This is a genomic window from Bartonella sp. CR127HXZ (assembly GCF_042194555.1).
In the GTDB taxonomy this organism is placed as follows: Bacteria; Pseudomonadota; Alphaproteobacteria; order Rhizobiales; family Rhizobiaceae; genus Bartonella; species Bartonella grahamii.
In genome coordinates, this window is sequence record NZ_JBHIMZ010000004.1 from 115,226 (window position 1) to 134,817 (window position 19,592).

The following is a 19,592-nucleotide window of genomic DNA, read 5'->3' on the forward strand; positions in this document are numbered from 1 at the left end:
ATAGCGCATGATTGATAATATCTATAATGATAAAATACTTGAATATGCTGCACATATAGACAAAATTGGGCGTCTTAATAATCCTGATGCAACATCAAGAAAACATGCACACCTTTGTGGTTCGACAATCACTGTAGATTTAAAAGTGGAAAATGGTATTGTTACGGATTTTGCCCATGAAATACACGCATGTGTGCTAGGGCAAGCATCGGCTTCACTTTTAGCATCTCATATCATCGGACAAACAACACAAGATCTTAAAATATTGCGTGAAGTTATTTATCAAATGCTAACGCAAAATGGTCCTTCTCCTCAAGCTCCATTTGAGGATTTTTCTTGCTTACAGCCCATTAAAGACTATAAAGTGCGCCATGCAGCAACACTACTACCCTTTGATGCAACGATAGACTGCATTCAAAAAATTGAAGAAAAATAAATGTTCAAATCACAATCTCGACAAAAAAAATTGACTCGAAATTACACAGGCACTTGGCAAAAAACACCTGGACGATTATTGGGTATTTTCTTAATACGTTTCTATCAAATAACACTTTCAAGTCTTATAGGCAATCAATGTCGCCATGCCCCAACTTGTTCAGAATATACATATGAAGCGATTGCACGTCATGGGCTTTGGGCTGGTGCATGGATGGGACTCTTTCGTATCATACGTTGTGGGCCCTTTGGAACAGATGGCTTTGATCCAGTACCTATTTCTCTTGGAAATTCTTGCTGTTTTTATAAACCTTGGCGTTACTGGAGAATTTCTGACAAACACAACAAATAATCCTTTTCTTTTTTCGTATGTATTGATAAAAAATTAGTCTATAAACTTTTTACTCAATTTTCACGAAACCATCCGCAATCGTTAGCGGAATTGGATTAAAAGGGTGTTTTTATGTCTTGCTCTGTTTCTCTTTCTTTTCCTGATGGTTCAAAACGTAATTACCCCCCCGAAATGACTGGTTTGGAATTAGCAGAATCCATTTCTAAATCACTCGCAAAAAAAGCAGTCGCCTATAGTCTTGATGGTATCACGCGAGACTTATCGGATCCATTGGAACAATCTGGTCAAGTAGAGATTATTACCCGAGAAGATTCACGTGCTCTTGAGCTCATAAGGCATGATTGCGCCCATGTCCTTGCGGAAGCAGTGCAAGAACTCTTTCCTGAAACGCAAGTAACAATAGGTCCTGTCATTGAAAATGGATTCTATTATGATTTTGCACGCCAACAACCTTTTACATTAGATGATCTCACCATCATTGAAAAGAAAATGCGTGAAATTATCCAACGCAATAAACCTTTTAGAAAAGAAATTTGGTCTCGTGAAAAAGCCAGAAAAATTTTTTCTGAGAAAAAGGAATTTTATAAAGTTGAACTTATTGATAGCATTCCTGAAAATCAAGATTTAAAAATTTATTATCAAGGAAAATGGTTTGATCTTTGCCGCGGACCGCACATGCAATCTACAGGGCAAATTGGAACTGCTTTCAAATTAATGAAAGTCGCAGGAGCTTATTGGCGTGGCGATGCCAATAATCCAATGCTCACAAGAATTTATGGAACAGCATTTGCAAATGAAAATGACTTAAAAGCCTACCTCCATATGCTAGAAGAAGCTGAAAAACGTGATCATCGCCGCTTGGGACGTGAAATGGACTTATTTCATTTTCAAGAAGAAGGGCCAGGAATGATTTTTTGGCACAAAAAAGGTTGGAAAATGTTCCAAAATTTGATCAACTATATGCGTAGACGCCTTGATGATCATCAATACGCTGAAGTTAATGCACCACAAGTTCTGGATAGGTCACTCTGGGAAATATCTGGCCATTGGGGCTGGTATAAGGAGAATATGTTCAAAGTAATTCCAGCAGCAGAAAATTCAGATCATGGGAATGTTTATGCCCTTAAACCAATGAATTGCCCTGGTCATGTGCAAATTTTTAAACATGGTTTAAAATCTTATCGTGATTTGCCTATTAGACTTGCTGAATTTGGACTTGTTCATCGTTATGAGCCTTCGGGCTCTTTACATGGTCTTATGCGTGTGCGTGGTTTTACGCAAGATGATGCGCATATTTTTTGTACTGATGAACAATTAGCCGATGAATGTCTCAGTATTAATGATCTTATTTTATCAACTTATGCTGATTTTGGTTTTAAAGAAATCAGTCTTAAGCTTTCAACACGTCCAGAAAAACGAGTTGGGTCTGATGCATTATGGGATCATGCAGAAAGTATCATGGAATCTGTCCTTAAAACGATTGAAACAAAATTTGCAGGACAAATCAAAACAAGCATCCTTCCAGGTGAAGGAGCATTTTATGGTCCAAAATTTGAATATACATTAAAGGATGCTATCGGTCGTGAATGGCAATGTGGAACAACACAAATAGACTTTAATCTCCCTGAACGTTTTGGTGCATTCTATATTGATAAAGATTCAGAAAAACGTCAACCTGTTATGATACACCGTGCTATCTTTGGATCAATGGAGCGTTTTCTTGGTATATTAATCGAAAATTTTGCTGGACATATGCCACTTTGGCTTGCTCCTGAACAAGTTGTTGTTGCAACAATTACGTCCGAAGCAAATGAATATGCCCAAAAGATAACGGCAAAACTTAGAGCTATTGGGCTTTCCGCAACAATAGATCTCCGCAATGAAAAAATTAACTATAAAATACGAGAACATTCTTTACAAAAAGTCCCCGTAATTTTGGTATGTGGTAAACGTGAAGCTGAAACAAACAGCGTAAATATGCGCCGCTTAGGAAGTACAAATAAAACCCTTTTATCTGTAGAAGATGTGATTAAGCAACTCTCAAATGAAGCAACACCTCCGGATTTGCAGCGTGTAATAAATACATAACATCACAGAAGATGGTAATACGTTAATTTTTTACTATAAATCTTCAATTTTTATACAAAATGAAATAATTTGATGTTGTAGTGCATTTTGTTTCATGCACAACTACCTATCACCAGAAAGAATCACGTGATCACTCTCTACAAGGTGGATTGGTGAAAAAGTTGAATGTAAGCTATGAGCTGTTTAAATGCAAAAATCATAGACAATTGAATATTAATAATAACATTAATCTTTTACCTTTATAATGAAAAGAAGGCGCTATTATCATAGATAGATCATTACGATAATTATAGCAACATCAAGCAAGAAGACTGAAAACAAGATCATATTTATTAATAAAAAATATGTAAAATTAGCTAAACAATGATATGTCTTATTCGTAAGATAAGCTCTTATAAAAAAGACAATATATTGATTTATAATGATAACATATCATTATTTATATTAAATAGGGTTTCGAATATCATAGATTTCTCTCATTTTAAATATGTTTATATTGCATCTATCAAAATCATTTTCTTGTACGAGACAAGCGGAATGAGTGTGTGAATAAAAATTATTGAGAACGGACTTTAAAATGCCCACAATGAACCGCCTCAAGTGCTGAGGATTGTTGCAATCATTGAGAGCAAGCTAAACTATAATGATGATACCGACTTTCTCTTTCATAAGTGTAAAAATAGCGGTACTCCACGGGTTTAGCATTATATGATTCACAAGGAATCATGATAAAATAAGCTCAAGGAGCCTTAGGAAACATCTCTTTAAAACAAGCACATAAATTGGTAAACTAATAGCATTCTATATCCTGCAACCTACACTGATGAGATATTGCCTTAGCTTTTATAAAGCCAAATCAGAGAAAAATGGTAAAACTCAGCGTTTATTCTTTCCCCTCTTTATATTTTACCAAATTAAAAATTCTTATAAAAAACTCGTTAAATATACACATACGATACATTACTACTCGTTGAACGTATAAAACTCTGGGCACACCCATAAAACGTCTATATCTACGAAACACATTGCTACGCTAGACGCAAGATATTGATTTGTAAAACAATTTCAAAACACACGTTTTGCTAAAAAAGCAACACGTATAAAACAAAAAATATTATTGCTATCGTGCTCTATCAAGAACACGCTTACATTCAATGAGTTCAAATAGGATTTCTTGCAACAATGCTTTATCAGTTTTATCTTTATAAAGATTCACAGAACCAACAGATGTTTCTTCCTCATTCCTCATGAAACTCAAAAGCCCAAAAGAAGATTTCTTAGGCTTATTGCTAGCATTTTCAGAAGTTTGTCCTGCATGTTTCTTCTCTATGACTACATTCATAGCATCAAGATCACCATTACCCAATGCAATCACAAAAGCAACACCATTTTCTTTTAAAAGGCGTTGCACACCTTTTATCGTATAACCCTGATCATATAATAACTGCTTAATACCATTGAGCAAATCAACATCGACCGGACGATAATAGCGCCTTCCTCCCCCACGTTTCATTGGTTTAATCTGCCTAAAACGTGTTTCCCAGAATCTTAAGACATGCTGCGGCAGCTCCAATAACTCGGCTACTTCGCTAATTGTGCGAAAAGCATCAGAGCTTTTATCCATTTTGCAACACCTTATTTAAAACAAAATAAATTACTTTACAATGACTCATTCTGTCTCAATTTCTCAACAAGATTAGTCAAAAATAAGACCATCATTGACGACTTACTCAACTGTCTTTTTCTAAAAAACAAAGACCTTTATTTTATCATTTTTTTAACAAATACCAAACATATCATGGCATTCATTTATGAGATATCATTTTTTCTGTCTTGCACGATGCGAATCTAAAATTCTCTGTTTAAGGACATTAGCAGCCTTAAACGTCACAACACGTCGCGGCGGAATAGGTGCTTCAACACCCGTTTTTGGATTGCGTCCAACTCGTTCATTTTTACTGCGAACCTGAAAAGTTGCAAAAGAGGATAATTTAACCGCTTCACCTCTTACAAGTGAGTTGCAAATCTCATCCAAAACCAATTCGACTAAAGCTGCTGATTCAGTATGTGACAAGCCCACTCTTTTACAAACTACGCTCGCTAAATCTGCACGCGTTACTGTCTTACTTGTCATTATAACCACCTATTAAAATATTAAAAATTACAAAATGACTTATACGTTTTCTTGAAATATGGTCAAGTAGCCATAATTTACCAACGAATAAGAATTGCTCCCCATGTAAATCCACCTCCCATGGCCTCTAACATGATAAGATCTCCTTCTTTTATTTTTCCATCGCAAACAGCTGTTGTTAAAGCCAACGGAACTGATGCCGCAGACGTATTACCATGTTGATCAACGGTAATCACAACTTTATCTAGTGAAATTCCCAATTTTTTAGCAGATGCTTCAATAATGCGCTTATTAGCCTGATGAGGTACAAACCAATCTAGTTGTGAAGAATCCATACCTGCAGCTGCAAAACAATCATCAACCACATCCGTTATCATACCAACAGCATATTTAAAAACTTCTCGTCCTTCCATACGCAAATAGCCTGTCGTTTGTGTTGTTGAAGGTCCACCATCAACATATAGCTTATCTATATAAGCACCATTAGAGCGCAATTTCGCAGACAATATACCACGCTCAAAAGCAATACCCCCCTCAATTTCTTGTGCTTCCAAAATAGCAGCACCCGCACCATCACCAAACAAAACACATGTCGTACGATCTTCCCAATCTAAAATCCGAGAAAATGTATCGGATCCAATAACTAAAATTCTTTTAGCCGCTCCACACCGTAAATAAGAATCTCCTGTTGTTAAAGCAAAAATAAAACCAGAGCAAACAGCTTGAATATCAAAAGCAAATCCATGGTTCATTCCCAAAGCACACTGAATTTCAACAGCAGAAGCAGGAAAAGTACGATTCGGGGTGGACGTTGCTAAAATAATACAATCAATGTCTTTTATTGTTAAACCAGCATTTGTAAGTGCTGCTTGCGCAGCCTCAACTCCTAAAGAAACAGTTGTTTCATTTTCACTGGCAATATAACGTTGGCGTATTCCTGTACGCTGAACAATCCATGAATCTGACGTTTCAACAAACTTTGCAATCTCATCATTTGATAAACTTCTCTTCGGCAAAGCACTTCCTACACCACGTATAATTGACCGAATCATTCAGCTCTTACCTTTTCTTCAAATTTTTCATTTCTATTATAAGAGCTTATCATAAGGACTCTCCATTCACTGTCTCTTCACCTTCTTGATCAAAAAGTGTTTCTTTATTCTCATGAAACCGTCGCAAATCAGCTGTTATTTTTTTCAAAAGTCCATTATTAACCATCTCATAACCAACGCGGATAGCAGAAGCAAAACCGTTAGCATTAGCACTCCCATGGCTTTTGATCACAACACCATTCAACCCCAAAAGCACTCCTCCATTCACCCTCTCGGGATCCATTTTGTGTTTCAGCGTACGAAAAGCACCCCGCGATAAAAAATAACCAAGAGATGTTAAAAAAGAACTGCGCAGTGCAGAGTTTAAAATCTCTCCTATCTGTCGCGCGGTTCCTTCTGCGGTTTTTAAAGCAATATTACCAGAAAACCCCTCTGTTACAACAACATCGACTGTTCCTTTTCCAATGTCATTGCCCTCAACAAATCCTTTATATTCCAATCCTTCTAATTGCACTTCACGCAATATCATTCCTGCTTTTTTTATTTCATAAAGTCCTTTAACCTCTTCCACCCCCACATTTAAAAGCCCAACACTTGGTCTTTCAGTGTGATATAAAGCGCGAAACATACCCGCTCCCATAACCGCCAAATCAACCAACTGACTAGCAGAGGCACCAATTGTTGCTCCAATATCTAAAACGATACTCTCACTGCGAAGTGTTGGCCAGATACCCGCAATACCAGGACGTTCAGCCTCTGCTAGCATTTTCAAACAAAAATAAGACATGGCCATAAGTGCACCCGTATTACCAGCAGAAATGCAAGCATCAGCTTCACCATTTTTTACCGCTTCAATGGCGTACCACATTGATGATTTACCACGTCCATTACGAAGTGCTTGGCTTGGCTTTTCATCCATGCGTGTATAACTTTCTGTAGGGCAAAAGCGCGATACAGAATCCAAACAAGGGTATTTTTTTAAAACCGGACGAACGTCCTCCTCTATTCCATAAAACAGAAAATAAATATTTGATAAATATTTTTGTACAATTGCTGCTCCTGCAATAGCTGCTTCTGGACCGTAATCACCGCCCATGACATCCACAGAAATTCTAATCACGCTTGCATATCCCACATCTTTTCATTTACATCTTTAAACACATATTATGATTTTTTGGCTCCTGAACACTCACAAAGCAAATCTTGCAAAAATCGCTCCGCAGAAAATACCGTTTAGCATACAATAGATATTTTTTTTATGTTTTTACAATCACTTCCAATTTTTCAAAACAGAAAATGGCGAGAATTTTTGCTCTGCTTCTTCTAAATTTTCAACCATATCCATCTTTATCCCCTCTTTACGTGGATAATGATTAATAGACAACTCAAAAAACTCTTCCATGATTGCACCAATATCAATTTTATCATCATAAAACACTTCAGGAGTATCAAGCCCCTCCACATCTAAAAACAATTCCCCTGTATCCTCTGATGTTTTCGGCTTCATCAAATTTGAATCTTCAGGAACAAAAACAACCTCAATATTTTCACAAAGGATATTTTCTAATGGTTCTAATGTAACAACACATAACTGTAGTATGCGCGCTTGCAACAGACCTTTTATACGCACTCCGCGTTTTTTCCACGGGAAAATATGGAAATTTCCCTCACAAGATTTTACTTCAATTAAATCATGGTTCTGAGCTAAATGTGTACATTCTTTTTTGTTTGCACAAAAATGAACCCTTATACCTTTAGCAGGTAGAGAACGTACGGATATTGGATAAGCCAAAGCAAATGTCATTTGAGGAACATTTTGAACATTCATTGACAACTCCCAAACATAAAAACGCATAAAATACTGTGTTTTTATTTATCTCAAGTATTCATGCATTTTTTTCTTTTCTAAAGAAATTCTATATGGCATAATTTGCTTTATAACAGGGAAACTCAGTGTAAGCTACGGTAGATTAAGCTAAAAAGAAAAAACTTGAGGTTGCCTTCTTGTCCTACACCTCAGTATAAAAAGGAGATATCATTGTTTCAAATGCCTCACATAATAGCCTTAATCAAACGTAAATTATTGATTGGTCTATCAATAGCAAGCATAGGAATGCTTGCGGGATGTAGTCTTCTCGATTCTTCAGGTTCGAGCCAAATTTATAGAGAGGGCTATGTTCTTGATAAAAATGCTCTAAGTTCTATTGCTATTGGCTCAAGTCAAGAGCAAGTTCTTTTAACTTTAGGGACCCCTTCATTAAAAACAAAATATGATAATGAAGTTTTTTATTACATCTCACAGACACGCTATCGTGGGATGCAGTTTATGAAAACAAAGATTATTGATCGCAAAGTTTTAGCCATTTACTTCAATAAAAATAATCAGGTTGCAAAAGTTGCTAATTACGGATTACAAGACGGTCAAGTATTTGATTTTATTACACAAACAACGCCAACTGTAACAAAAGAACATCCTTTCTTAATTCAAATTATAAAAGGCCCTGCGAATTTGCCACCCCATAACTAAATCATATAGTCTACATACCGTCTCAATATTATTAGGTCTGATACTATCAGACCTAATAATAGGGGGGATTTTTAGCTCTTATAGGCGGACTTTTTTTGCCATACTGTCGAGAACTGCATTAACAAGTTTTGGCTCATCACCTTCGAAAAACGCCTTCGCTATGTCAACATATTCATTCATGACAACCGCAACAGGAACATCTTTACGGTTGATCAACTCCCATAAACCTGCTCGTAAAATTGCTCGCAATATAGAATCAAGACGTGAAAGAGACCACTCAGCAGAAAGCTGTTGATGAAGCAGAGGATCAAGCTGCTTTTGATCTTTTACAACACCCGTTATAATAGCCAAAAACCATTGAAAATCAGCTTCAAGATACTGGTCTCCATCGATATCTTTTCCCAAACGATAAGCTTCATACTCAGCTGCTGTTTCCATAACCCCCGAACCCACAATATCCATTTGATAGAGGGCTTGAACTGCAGCGAGTCTTGCTGCTCCACGTTTATTGGCTGAACGCGGAAAATGTCTGCTTTTTATATCAGCCATATTTAACGATTATCTCCAAATCTCTTTTTTAGAGCGATCATACATAAAGCAGCTTCAGCCGCAAAACCACCTTTATTTTTGTCATCTAGTTTTGCACGCACCCATGCTTGTTCTTCGTTTTCAACAGTCAAAATACCATTTCCAATAGCCAAATGCTGATGAACAGTTAAATCCATCAATGCACGACAAGAATCATTAGCAACAATTTCAAAGTGATATGTTTCGCCCCGAATAACACAACCAAGAGCAACATAACCATCATAAGATATGTTATTTTGTTCAGCAAAAGCTATTGCACTTGGTATTTCTAATGCTCCAGGAACCGTTACAACATCATAACTTGCTTCAGCTTTTTGCAAAGTATTCACTGCACCTCTCAAAAGCGCATCAGAAATCCCCTCATAAAAACGTGCTTCAACAATCAATACGTGAGGCTTTTTACGTATCTCTTTCTTCATAATGGAATTCCACAAAAACGAATCAAAAAAAATCAAGGTTATAAAGCATAAAATTCTGAAAACGATCAATAGAGTTTTGGCTTATTCATCTTCTCTTTTTAAAGCAAAAAGTTTCGCAGCATAACGAGCAAGTTGATCAATTTCCAAATTGACCCGATCTCCAATTCTAGCTTGTCCCCACGTTGTCATTTCGAGTGTATGGCGAATAATAAGAACATCAAAAACACAATCCTCAACACCATTAACAGTCAAAGATGTCCCATTAAGTGCAATAGATCCCTTATTGACAATGAAAGGCATAAATTGTCTTGCAACTTTTAAATAAAAACGAATTGCATCCCCTTCATTTTTTTGATCAATAATTTCAGCCAAACCATCAATATGACCAGAAACCAAATGTCCTCCCATTTCATCACCTAATCGAAGCGAACGTTCCAAATTAACAAAAGTTCCTTTTGTCCATTGTGCAAGATTACTCAAACGCAATGCTTCTTCCCATGCTTCTACAGCAAACCAACCAGCAGTCGCTTGTTGTACCCCCCGCTCTACAATTGTCAGACAAATCCCTGAACACGCAATCGATGCACCAATTTCCAAACTCTGTATGTCATAGCGTGTAGAAATATCTAAACGCACCCCTTGCTTTAAAGGTTGTACATCTTCAACACAACCGATGTCTGTTATAATCCCTGTGAACATAATGTCTTACGTCTCCATTTATAAAAACGGTCATTTCCAAACATTCTTGATTCAACCTTATGAAATTGCGAAAGATAATTTCCAAAATGAGGGGCTTCAACACGACCTTCGCCTAAAATAACGGGTGCATAAAAACATATCAAATGATCCACACAACCAGCATTTAAAAACGTTTCCCCTGTCTTTACGCCCCCTTCCAATAAAACACTATTAATCCCATGTTTATAAAGCATCTGTAAAAGAGCAAAGGGTTCTACACAACCATTGTTCATCTCTACCGAATAAACAGACACACCATATTGCTCCAATGCATTTTTTTTGCTTTTCTTTGAAAGATCCACATCACAAATAACCCATGTAGGAATTTTCATGGCTGTTTGGACAACTTTTGCATCAAGGGGGATAGATAAATCTGCATCCAAAATAATACGAATTGGTGAGCGCACCTCCATCCCTGGCAAGCGGCAATTGAGTTGTGGATCATCTGCTAATATAGTACCAATACCAACGAGGATAGCATTATTTTGAGCACGTAGAATATGCGTATGGGCATGAGAAAGTGTTCCACTAATTTTTACGCTGCCCTTTTCTCTTTTTCCAACACCATTATCAGCAGAAATTGCCATTTTAAAAGTGACCGCACAGCGTTGTATCTTCCTTATGCACCAATGTGTCCATAAAGATTCAAAAGCCTCTTCAGCTAAAATGCCCTCAACCACTTCAATACCCGCTGCTCGCAAAAGAGCAATACCATGACCATCAACACGCTTGTCACAATCAGTCAGCGCAACAACAACTCGAGAAACACCTGAATCAATGAGTGCATTCACACACGGCGAAGTTTTTCCATAATGCGCACAAGGTTCTAAAGTAACATAAGCAGTCGCTCCTTGAGCTAAAGAACCAGCCATATGTAAAGCTTGCACTTCCGCATGAGGACTCCCATGAATAGCTGTTACGCCATAGCCAACAATAAATGCCCCCGCACTATTATCGTTTCGCACAATTAACGTACCAACGGAAGGATTTTCACCTGTAAGACCGACATGACGTTCTGCTAAACGAATAGCTGCAGCCATAAACCGTTCATCTTGCACTTTTTTATTCATCAAAACGAGATTCTGTATCCGCGATACCCTTTGACAATTCATCTATAACATCGTGAAAATCGCTTGCATTACGAAAATCTCGATACACAGAAGCAAAACGAATATAAGCAATATCATCAATTCTTTTCAATGCTTCCATCACAAGATGTCCAATTTTTTCTGAAGCAATCTCTGGTTCTCCCAAACTTTCAAGCTGGCGCACAATGCCAGAAATTGCTCGTTCAATATGATCAGGATCAATATTGCGCTTACGTACAGCCACATCAACTGAACGCATTAACTTATCACGATCGAATGGTTCACATCGTCCACTTTTTTTAGCAACCAAGAGCTCACGCAACTGAACACGTTCAAAAGTTGTAAAACGACCACCACAAACGGAACACACACGGCGGCGGCGAATCACTGCCCCCTCTTCTGCTGGACGTGAATCTTTAACCTGTGTATCCTCATATTGGCAGTAAGGACAGCGCATCTTTTGTGTCCTTAACGAGTACTAAGATAAGAGTAAAGAGGAAATTGACTCGTTATATCTTTTACCTTTTTCTCAACAGCCATTTCAACGGCATAATTATCTTCATCACTTTTTGCGCTCCGAAGACCATCAAGAACTTCTGAAACCAGATGACCAACTTGAATAAACTCTTTTTCTAAAAAACCACGTGTTGTGGCAGCAGGTGATCCCAAGCGAATTCCCGATGTTATAGATGGCGTTTCAGGATCAAAAGGAATACCATTTTTATTGCAGGTAATATGAGCGCGCCCCAAAGCCAATTCAGCACGTTTACCTGTTAGATTTTTGGAACGTAAATCAACCAACAACAAATGATTATCTGTACCACCAGAAACAATATTAAAACCATTACTCTGTAATATTTTTGCTAAAGTTTTCGCATTAGCGACCACATTGGCACTGTAACTCTTGAAAGAGGGACGCAAAGCCTCCTCAAATGCAACAGCCTTTGCGGCAATTACATGCATTAAAGGACCACCTTGAAGACCAGGAAAAATTGCAGAATTAACTTTTCTGGATAAAGACTCATCATTTGTCAATATTAAACCACCACGAGGACCTCGAAGCGACTTATGTGTTGTTGTTGTTACAATATGCGCATGTGGAACGGGTGAAGGATGCACGCCACCAGCAACAAGACCGGCAATATGAGACATATCAACGAGTAGATGAGCACCAATCTCATCTGCAATTTCACGGAATCGTTTCCAATCCCATAGCCGTGGATAAGATGAGCCACCCGCTATAATAAGTTTGGGCTTACGTTCTTTTGCAAGCTGCTCAACCTCATCCATATCAATAATCTGATCTTCTTGACGCACACCATAGGAAACAACATCAAACCATTTTCCTGACATATTAACAGATGAACCATGCGTAAGGTGACCACCAGCATTTAAGTCTAATCCCATAAATGTGTCACCAGGCTGAAGTAAAGCTAAAAAGACAGCTTGATTCATTTGGCTACCAGAATTAGGCTGTACATTCGCAAAAGCAGCACCAAAAAGCTGTTTTGCCCTTTCAATGGCTAAATCTTCAACGACATCAACAAATTGACACCCGCCATAGTAGCGCTTTCTTGGATAACCTTCTGCATACTTATTAGTTAAAACAGACCCCTGCGCTTCAAGGACCGCCCTTGAAACAATATTCTCTGAAGCAATCAGCTCAATTTCATGTTGTTGACGCTCAAACTCCCCTCTAATTGCATCAAAGATTGCACCATCAACAGTTTGTAAATTATCATTAAAAAAGCGCTTTTCTGCGTCACTTGCTTGCTGAGTCATAAAACACGTTCCTAACATAAAAAAAATAAAGTCACTGAACGATAACACAGCAAACCATGCAAACCAAACATTTTAAACCACTTACACTCAAAAATAATGATGCAAATATTTATCTTACTCTGTTATAAAAACAGTGAAAAACTTCCCTCTCAAGAATGATGAAAAATGAGATTACATTTCTTTTTTTACACTCTTATTTGTTTACACCTTTTACAAAAGGTATCTATAATCTAAAGAAATTCAATAATTTAATGATTAAAAATAATTTATAATGTGAAAAGCTGAATATAATAGGCAAAGTTAATACAAGGCAAATAAGAATGCTAACCAAAGTTTTTATTGATGGTGAACATGGCACAACCGGACTACAAATACAAAAACGCTTAGAGAAACGTACAGATTTAGAACTACTCTCTCTTGCTCATAAAGATCGCCATAATGTTCATCTGCGACAAGACTATCTTAATCAAGCCGATATTGCTATTTTGTGTCTTCCAGATGATACTGCACGCGAAACAGTTCATTGGCTTAAAAAAAATAAAAACATTAGGATTATTGATAGCTCGACAGCCCACCGTGTTGCACCAGACTGGATTTACGGTTTTCCTGAAATGACAGCAGGACAAAGAAAGCGCATCCAAGCAGCACATTATGTAACCAATCCTGGGTGCTATCCTACCGGTGCCATTAGTTTGATTCGCCCACTCCGTGAAGCAGGACTGCTAGACGCCTATTATCCCATATCGATTAACGCAATCTCCGGCTATACTGGTGGTGGAAAACAGTTGATTTTACAAATGGAAAATCAATCTCAACAAAACATTCAGGACAATTATTTTATCTATGGTCTTAATCTTGAACACAAACATGTGCCAGAAATTAAAATTTATGGACAAATCAACAAAACCCCAATTTTTATACCAAGTGTTGGTCGTTTTCCCCAAGGAATGATTGTGAATCTTCCTCTGCATCGCCATTTATTCACAAAATCAGCAAACTGTTCTGATTTGCGCGAAATTCTCGCAAACCATTACGATGGACAAAATACCATTTTAGTTGCATCACAAGAAGAAACTGCTTCACTTCAAAGACTTAATCCAGAGTGTTTAGCCAATAAAGATAATATGAAACTGTTCGTATTTGGAAATGATCGTGAAGGTATTTTTAATCTCAGCGCCATATTCGATAATTTAGGAAAAGGCGCATCAGCTGCGGCTATCCAGAACCTCGACTTAATGCTTTCAAGCGACTAAAACTCCCTAAATACAAACTTTTATTCAACAACGCGATATGCCCCTTTCGTTGCTCGCCAGTGCGCAACCGCAAAACACAACACTGCTAGTGCCATACTTTGGTGAATGAGCCCTAAACTTATCGGAACCTCATGTAACAGCGTTAAAATACCCAAGAGTGCTTGAATAATAATCATAACACAGATAAGAAATGCACGACGAGAATGGGTTGAATGTGGAATGTTTTTTTGTACATAGAAAGCATGAATAACTGAGATAATAAATAAAAAATAAGCAAAAAACCGATGAATAAATTGAACCATTAAGGAATTTTCGAATAAATTGAGCCAAACAGGACGAAGCTGCAACAATCCATCAGGAATAATCTGCCCATCCATAAGAGGCCATGTATTATAGACTTTTCCAGCATGAAGCCCCGCAACCAAAGCTCCAAAATAAATCTCTATCAAGACGAGAACAACAAGCCAAGCCGCAAAATATTGCACCTTTTGATTTGCTGGCTTTTCTGAGTATTCTGCAAGTCCTCGAGATAAATAAGTAACAAAAACAATAACAAAACATGCCGTTATAAGATGAAATGCCAAACGATATTGGCTCACACTTGTTAAATTGCTTTGCCCAATCCCTGAAGCAACCATCCACCAACCAATAAAGCCTTGAAAGGCGATAAGAATAGGCACGATAATAAGCGGGAGTAAGATATTTTTTTCAACACGCTTAGTCGCCCAAAACCAAATGAGCCCCAATAAAGCAACAAGACCAACAAGACGCCCAAGAACACGATGCGCCCATTCCCACCAAAAAATGACCTTAAAAGCACTTAAGGTCATATCAGGATTAAGCAGCTTATATTGTGCTATCTGTTGATATTTTAAAAATTCCTCTTGCCATTGATCCACACCAATCGGTGGAATAACGCCGTGTATTGGCTTCCATTCCGTTATAGATAATCCTGATCCCGTCAAACGAGTAGCGCCACCTACTAAGACAATTGCTAAACAAAGCAATAAAATAGAGTAAAGCCACACCTGTATTTGTTTTCTATTTTTCTTTTGCACGGGCGTTAAAATGCTATTGTTTAATCTCTTTACTGCCATCTCTGATTGCCCCACGCTTTTCTCCAACTACAATGCATTTTAAAATTTAAACATCAAATCTTTGTGTATTTTAGTATGTACTATAACTTTAGCAAAAAACAAGCGTACTACTATAACATGTGATACATATTTCTTTTTTACGAAGTTTATGATGCAACAACGCGATAAACAGTCTTTGGAAAGCTGCTTACCATCCGCATCATCCATTCTTGTTCATTAAGAACAGTATTACAAATATAATAGTCTGTTAGCTCTGCAAATTGCTCAAATCCATATTTTGGTTCGCTTGCCATCTCAAGGATGATAAAGTCATATTCTTTTTTAAATTCTTGTAATATATGAGAAATGTCATTTGAAAAATCTTGTGCAGAAATAGCACTTGTTAACCCCTGAGGAAGAATATCAACCCCCGTATCATAATCACGGTAAATAACATCATGCAACTGGGCATTGCCCGTTAAAATATCACTCAGTCCGCGATGTGGACCAATGACCTTCTCTATTTGTTGACCAGAAATATCGACCAACAAAATTGTTTTGTTCTCTTTTGTGAGATGAAGTGAAAGCTTTGCCGCTGTCCGTGCAGCCTCTGGTCCAATGATTGAAATAATGGTCGAAGCACGCCATTTCAAAACATCAGATAATCCCTCTATCGTAATAAAAGCTTCAAGATTTTTCATTTCTTGAGAGACTAAAATACTCTCGTTCTTCTTAAGAGCATTTTCTTTTGATCTCAAATCCTCTTCTGAAGGTTGATCTTTTTTGCTTTTAAAGCACGGATAAAATAACAATATTCCTAGTAAAAGAGTAAGGAAGCTAGCCAATGCACTCACAAAAATATTTTTTCCATAAAGAGCCATAAAAGAAATTGGTGCTAACGTTGTTGGCATAACCACGTGGATATTTGTGTTTTGTAAAAGAAGAGGATCATCACTCAATCTCCGATATGAACCAATAATTTTTTCTCTTCGTTGAGCAGAGTTACTCATCGCTTTATTTTGTGCATCGACTGCTGCTTTTATTTTATTTTCAAACTCGTTAAATATTTCATTCAAAGATTGGGATTGATCTTTTACAAAAAAGTTCATTCTTTTTTTGAGCTGTTTTTCTAATTCCGTTGCAATAACCTCATCTGAATGAACTTGATAAACGATTTGTAAAATTTTATTTTTTAATTGATGAGAAACTGTTTCTAATTCCGCAGTCATTGCTTTAATTTGAGGATGTGTCCACCCCAATTGCACCGCCATATGTGCTCTTTGCGTTTCCAAAAGATCACGTTTAGATTCCAGAGCAACAATTGCTGAATTACCTGCAATAAACGATAAAGACAATAAAGACTGTCCCTTTTCACGCATCGTGTTAATCGTTGAGTTCAAACTTGTTAAATGAATACGCTTTAAAGTTGCTTCCGTTAATTGCATAGAAAGATCATGAAGCTCTGTTTGTTTTACACCCTGCTGAATAAAAGACTCAACAGATGTACGAAATCCCTGCACGATATTAACGATTGCAGTATTATCATATTGTTTGTCTTCTAATTTATCATTTAACAAGAATTGTTTCTGTTTTATAATTGCTTGTGAAAATGCGGAAAACCAAGTTTCCAACCCACGTTGAGCTGCTTCAAGTGTCTCAGCTTCAAAAGTCAAATCGATAAAATCACCACGACGCGATAAACGGATATTTTCATGATTTTTTTCCTTATTAAAAGCACTTAAAGAAAATTGCGAATCATTGAAGAACATAGGCTGTGAAAACAAAAAGGCGATAACATTGTCTTGCTTTTTGATTGGTAACGGTTTTCCTACAGAATCAGATAATGAAAATATTAAAGTTGCTTGGTAACCACGGGGCTGGACAAAATAATACAACCAAATCAAAGATATACATAGCACTTGTAATAGCAAAACAATCAAAATGCTTCGCCATACGGTACGTACGAATAGTCTTTTATTACACTTAAGACTCATCTTTATTTTAACCAGCAAAATACTTCTTCATATTGTTTTATTAAGAGAAAGTAGTAACTATCCTCTTAACTTGCTGTCATATTATTTTCAGATAATAAAAACATAAAATTTAAGCACAAATGTTCAGCAATAGCTTTAAAGAACTTAATTCATATTTTTTTTGATGTTCTCTAATTGTTTTTTTGCTTCAGAAGTAATAACGGCTCTAATGGTAACAGACCCATCATCATGTCCTTCTTGCATTATTTCCGCAGAGTTTTCATAAAACCAATCGATAAGCGACATTTCATGAGGTTTTAAAAGATATTCAATGCTTTGCACCTCTCCAAAAATTCGCTTTTCAATGGCTCTTAATAATTGATCGAGTCCATCCCCCTTAAGCGCTGATACCATGAGAGCAGGATTTAATCGTGTTTTTGCGCTTGTTTGTAAAACATTCAATGCCTGCTCATCCAACATATCAATCTTATTCCAAACTTCTATGATATGCTCCATATCATCAATATCGATATCAAGACTTGAAAGCACTTCTAAAACATCTTGAGCATGTGCACGATGATCAAGATCTGACATATCTCTTACATGAAGAATGAGATCCGCTTCAACCACTTCTTCAAGGGTTGCTCTAAAAGCTGCAATCAAATTTGTTGGCAAGTTAGAAATAAACCCTACAGTATCAGACAAAAGAATAGTTTTTCCATGGGGAAGAACAACTTTGCGCAAAGTCGGATCAAGCGTTGCAAATAACATATTCTTTGCTAAAACATCTGCACCACTTAAACGGTTAAAGAGAGTTGATTTTCCTGTATTCGTATATCCTACCAGTGCCACAACAGGATAAGATGTTTTTTTCCTTTTTGCTCTATGAAGTGCACGTGTTTTAATAACCGTTTCCAATTCGCGTCGAATACGAATAATTTTCTCTTGTAAAAGACGCCTGTCTGCTTCAATTTGCGTTTCACCAGGTCCACCTAAGAAGCCACGCCCCCCCCGTTGCCTTTCCAAGTGCGTCCAACTACGCACAAGTCGCCCTTTTTGATAGGACAAATGCGCTAACTCTACTTGCAAAACTCCTTCTTTTGTTCGTGCACGATCCCCAAAAATTTCAAGAATCAAAGCCGTTCTATCGATAACTTTGCAATTCCATAATTTTTCTAAATTACGCTGCTGTACTGGTGTTAAAAAGTGATCTACAATCGCAAGCTCAATAGAATATTCATCTATGTAACAGGTTAACGCATCTACTTTACCTTTTCCAAAGAGAGTTGCAGAGCGAGGCGTTGCAATATTAATCGTTTCATAATTAACAACTTCTAACCTTATAGCACACGCTAAGCCTAATGACTCTTTAACACGAGAAGATATCGAACACTCTCTCAAAGAGCTTTCACTTCTATTTTCTTGAAAAATTGGTATCAAAACAAGTGCGCGCACCTGTCCTGTATTCTGCGAAAATATCCCTCCTAATCTCTCATTTTCATTTATCATAGCAATCTAAGTACTTTTAAAATGGGATAAGAGGTCTATCTTAAAATGACATGCTTACTCAGGACTTTCACCCTCAAACATCTGCACAGGCTGTCCAGGCATAATCGTAGAAATAGCATGCTTATAAACCAATTGCGCGTGTCCATCTCGGCGTAAAAGAACACAAAAATTATCAAATGAAGTTACAATACCTGTGAGTTTAACGCCATTGACAAGAAAAATTGTAAGGGAAATTTTTTGCTTACGCACCGTATTTAAAAACACATCTTGCAGGTGTTGTGATCGCTCTGCCATTATTCTTACACCTTCATCTCGATTGCATAAAATATTCGTGCATGCATATCGACTGAAAAATATCCAATTGTCAACGTAGAAGCTTCAAAATTTAGCAACAAACAACTGAAATTAGAGAAAAAACGGCTCTTTAAGGCAATAATAAAGCGCAACTTACGAAAAGCTATATTAAATTAAAAATTTTTCCACGTTTACTTTTTTATGAGCTTACAATTCAAAGGCATACTTTTATACATCCTAAGCTATTACAGACTATATGTGATGATGAAGCTGCTTCATTTAGA

The 19,592-nt window shown here is 37.0% G+C and carries 20 protein-coding genes; 5 read left to right on the plus strand and 15 right to left on the minus strand.

Annotated elements, in window-relative coordinates; all coding sequences use genetic code 11:
• The first annotated feature begins 7 nt into the window (after positions 1–7).
• From ACFIKY_RS03820 to thrS, 3 genes are all read left to right on the plus strand, one after another.
• Positions 8–436: an iron-sulfur cluster assembly scaffold protein gene (locus tag ACFIKY_RS03820; protein WP_375659159.1), complete on the plus strand. Its 429-nt coding sequence runs from the start codon at positions 8–10 to the stop codon at positions 434–436.
• A complete protein-coding gene (gene yidD, locus ACFIKY_RS03825) occupies positions 437–787 on the plus strand; it encodes a membrane protein insertion efficiency factor YidD (protein WP_015856444.1) in 351 nt (116 codons plus the stop codon).
• A gap of 111 nt (positions 788–898) precedes the next feature.
• Complete coding sequence (gene thrS, locus ACFIKY_RS03830; protein WP_375661432.1) at positions 899–2,875, plus strand: threonine--tRNA ligase; 1,977 nt, start codon at positions 899–901, stop codon at positions 2,873–2,875.
• A 1,120-nt stretch (positions 2,876–3,995) separates the two neighbouring features.
• Here thrS and ACFIKY_RS03835 read toward each other — a convergent pair.
• The 5 genes from ACFIKY_RS03835 to ACFIKY_RS03855 form a co-directional block, all read right to left on the minus strand.
• Positions 3,996–4,499 (minus strand): MerR family transcriptional regulator, encoded by a 504-nt coding sequence (locus ACFIKY_RS03835; RefSeq protein ID WP_375644958.1) that lies wholly within the window; start codon positions 4,497–4,499, stop codon positions 3,996–3,998.
• 195 nt (positions 4,500–4,694) lie between these two features.
• Complete coding sequence (locus tag ACFIKY_RS03840) at positions 4,695–5,009, minus strand: integration host factor subunit alpha (RefSeq protein ID WP_015856447.1); 315 nt, start codon at positions 5,007–5,009, stop codon at positions 4,695–4,697.
• A 77-nt stretch (positions 5,010–5,086) separates the two neighbouring features.
• Complete coding sequence (locus tag ACFIKY_RS03845) at positions 5,087–6,061, minus strand: beta-ketoacyl-ACP synthase III (protein ID WP_375636059.1); 975 nt, start codon at positions 6,059–6,061, stop codon at positions 5,087–5,089.
• 49 nt (positions 6,062–6,110) lie between these two features.
• Positions 6,111–7,181 (minus strand): phosphate acyltransferase PlsX, encoded by a 1,071-nt coding sequence (gene plsX / locus ACFIKY_RS03850; protein WP_375636058.1) that lies wholly within the window; start codon positions 7,179–7,181, stop codon positions 6,111–6,113.
• 150 nt (positions 7,182–7,331) lie between these two features.
• Positions 7,332–7,889, minus strand: coding sequence for a DUF177 domain-containing protein (locus tag ACFIKY_RS03855; protein ID WP_375636057.1), 558 nt, complete (start codon positions 7,887–7,889; stop codon positions 7,332–7,334).
• Between the two features lie 219 nt (positions 7,890–8,108).
• Between ACFIKY_RS03855 and ACFIKY_RS03860 the strand changes: the two genes are divergently transcribed.
• Entirely contained in the window at positions 8,109–8,588 is a 480-nt protein-coding gene (locus tag ACFIKY_RS03860; RefSeq protein ID WP_375636126.1) for an outer membrane protein assembly factor BamE, read from the plus strand.
• Positions 8,589–8,666: 78 nt separating this feature from the next.
• On the opposite strand, the gene nusB is transcribed toward ACFIKY_RS03860, so the two are convergent.
• The 6 genes from nusB to glyA form a co-directional block, all read right to left on the minus strand.
• Positions 8,667–9,137 carry a transcription antitermination factor NusB gene (gene nusB, locus ACFIKY_RS03865; protein WP_015856452.1) on the minus strand — a complete coding sequence of 157 codons (471 nt, stop codon included), beginning with the start codon at positions 9,135–9,137 and terminating at the stop codon, positions 8,667–8,669.
• Positions 9,138–9,139: 2 nt separating this feature from the next.
• Positions 9,140–9,595, minus strand: a complete 456-nt coding sequence (locus ACFIKY_RS03870) for a 6,7-dimethyl-8-ribityllumazine synthase (protein ID WP_375636056.1) — start codon at positions 9,593–9,595, stop codon at positions 9,140–9,142.
• An 81-nt stretch (positions 9,596–9,676) separates the two neighbouring features.
• A complete protein-coding gene (locus ACFIKY_RS03875) occupies positions 9,677–10,294 on the minus strand; it encodes a riboflavin synthase (RefSeq protein ID WP_375644957.1) in 618 nt (205 codons plus the stop codon).
• Positions 10,276–11,403 carry a bifunctional diaminohydroxyphosphoribosylaminopyrimidine deaminase/5-amino-6-(5-phosphoribosylamino)uracil reductase RibD gene (gene ribD / locus ACFIKY_RS03880; protein ID WP_375636054.1) on the minus strand — a complete coding sequence of 376 codons (1,128 nt, stop codon included), beginning with the start codon at positions 11,401–11,403 and terminating at the stop codon, positions 10,276–10,278. The genes ACFIKY_RS03875 and ribD overlap by 19 nt, the downstream gene beginning before the upstream one ends.
• Positions 11,396–11,878 (minus strand): transcriptional regulator NrdR, encoded by a 483-nt coding sequence (nrdR, locus tag ACFIKY_RS03885; protein WP_015856456.1) that lies wholly within the window; start codon positions 11,876–11,878, stop codon positions 11,396–11,398. Before nrdR ends, ribD begins: the two co-directional genes overlap by 8 nt.
• Positions 11,879–11,889: 11 nt before the next feature.
• Positions 11,890–13,203, minus strand: coding sequence for a serine hydroxymethyltransferase (gene glyA, locus ACFIKY_RS03890; protein WP_375636053.1), 1,314 nt, complete (start codon positions 13,201–13,203; stop codon positions 11,890–11,892).
• Positions 13,204–13,523: 320 nt separating this feature from the next.
• Between glyA and argC the strand changes: the two genes are divergently transcribed.
• A complete protein-coding gene (argC, locus tag ACFIKY_RS03895) occupies positions 13,524–14,456 on the plus strand; it encodes an N-acetyl-gamma-glutamyl-phosphate reductase (RefSeq protein ID WP_375647591.1) in 933 nt (310 codons plus the stop codon).
• Between the two features lie 20 nt (positions 14,457–14,476).
• On the opposite strand, the gene ACFIKY_RS03900 is transcribed toward argC, so the two are convergent.
• The 4 genes from ACFIKY_RS03900 to hfq all read right to left on the minus strand — a co-directional run bounded on the left by ACFIKY_RS03900 (position 14,477) and on the right by hfq (position 19,308).
• Entirely contained in the window at positions 14,477–15,553 is a 1,077-nt protein-coding gene (locus ACFIKY_RS03900; protein WP_375636051.1) for a COX15/CtaA family protein, read from the minus strand.
• Between the two features lie 146 nt (positions 15,554–15,699).
• Entirely contained in the window at positions 15,700–17,526 is a 1,827-nt protein-coding gene (locus tag ACFIKY_RS03905; RefSeq protein ID WP_375661433.1) for a hypothetical protein, read from the minus strand.
• 144 nt (positions 17,527–17,670) lie between these two features.
• Positions 17,671–19,014 carry a GTPase HflX gene (gene hflX / locus ACFIKY_RS03910; RefSeq protein ID WP_375636049.1) on the minus strand — a complete coding sequence of 448 codons (1,344 nt, stop codon included), beginning with the start codon at positions 19,012–19,014 and terminating at the stop codon, positions 17,671–17,673.
• 54 nt (positions 19,015–19,068) lie between these two features.
• Complete coding sequence (gene hfq, locus ACFIKY_RS03915; RefSeq protein WP_005773461.1) at positions 19,069–19,308, minus strand: RNA chaperone Hfq; 240 nt, start codon at positions 19,306–19,308, stop codon at positions 19,069–19,071.
• Positions 19,309–19,592: the final 284 nt, after the last annotated feature.

Coding starts and splice junctions, on each gene's coding strand:
- ACFIKY_RS03835 (WP_375644958.1), bottom strand. CDS start 4,499: ATGGATAAAAGCTCTGATGCTTTTCGCACAATTAGCGAAGTAGCCGAG.
- ACFIKY_RS03875 (WP_375644957.1), bottom strand. CDS start 10,294: ATGTTCACAGGGATTATAACAGACATCGGTTGTGTTGAAGATGTACAA.
- ribD (WP_375636054.1), bottom strand. CDS start 11,403: ATGAATAAAAAAGTGCAAGATGAACGGTTTATGGCTGCAGCTATTCGT.
- nrdR (WP_015856456.1), bottom strand. CDS start 11,878: ATGCGCTGTCCTTACTGCCAATATGAGGATACACAGGTTAAAGATTCA.
- glyA (WP_375636053.1), bottom strand. CDS start 13,203: ATGACTCAGCAAGCAAGTGACGCAGAAAAGCGCTTTTTTAATGATAAT.
- ACFIKY_RS03905 (WP_375661433.1), bottom strand. CDS start 17,526: ATGAGTCTTAAGTGTAATAAAAGACTATTCGTACGTACCGTATGGCGA.
- hflX (WP_375636049.1), bottom strand. CDS start 19,014: ATGATAAATGAAAATGAGAGATTAGGAGGGATATTTTCGCAGAATACA.
- hfq (WP_005773461.1), bottom strand. CDS start 19,308: ATGGCAGAGCGATCACAACACCTGCAAGATGTGTTTTTAAATACGGTG.
- ACFIKY_RS03820 (WP_375659159.1), top strand. CDS start 8: ATGATTGATAATATCTATAATGATAAAATACTTGAATATGCTGCACAT.
- argC (WP_375647591.1), top strand. CDS start 13,524: ATGCTAACCAAAGTTTTTATTGATGGTGAACATGGCACAACCGGACTA.
- ACFIKY_RS03870 (WP_375636056.1), bottom strand. CDS start 9,595: ATGAAGAAAGAGATACGTAAAAAGCCTCACGTATTGATTGTTGAAGCA.
- nusB (WP_015856452.1), bottom strand. CDS start 9,137: ATGGCTGATATAAAAAGCAGACATTTTCCGCGTTCAGCCAATAAACGT.
- ACFIKY_RS03900 (WP_375636051.1), bottom strand. CDS start 15,553: ATGGCAGTAAAGAGATTAAACAATAGCATTTTAACGCCCGTGCAAAAG.
- ACFIKY_RS03860 (WP_375636126.1), top strand. CDS start 8,109: ATGCCTCACATAATAGCCTTAATCAAACGTAAATTATTGATTGGTCTA.
- thrS (WP_375661432.1), top strand. CDS start 899: ATGTCTTGCTCTGTTTCTCTTTCTTTTCCTGATGGTTCAAAACGTAAT.
- ACFIKY_RS03855 (WP_375636057.1), bottom strand. CDS start 7,889: ATGAATGTTCAAAATGTTCCTCAAATGACATTTGCTTTGGCTTATCCA.
- ACFIKY_RS03840 (WP_015856447.1), bottom strand. CDS start 5,009: ATGACAAGTAAGACAGTAACGCGTGCAGATTTAGCGAGCGTAGTTTGT.
- yidD (WP_015856444.1), top strand. CDS start 437: ATGTTCAAATCACAATCTCGACAAAAAAAATTGACTCGAAATTACACA.
- ACFIKY_RS03845 (WP_375636059.1), bottom strand. CDS start 6,061: ATGATTCGGTCAATTATACGTGGTGTAGGAAGTGCTTTGCCGAAGAGA.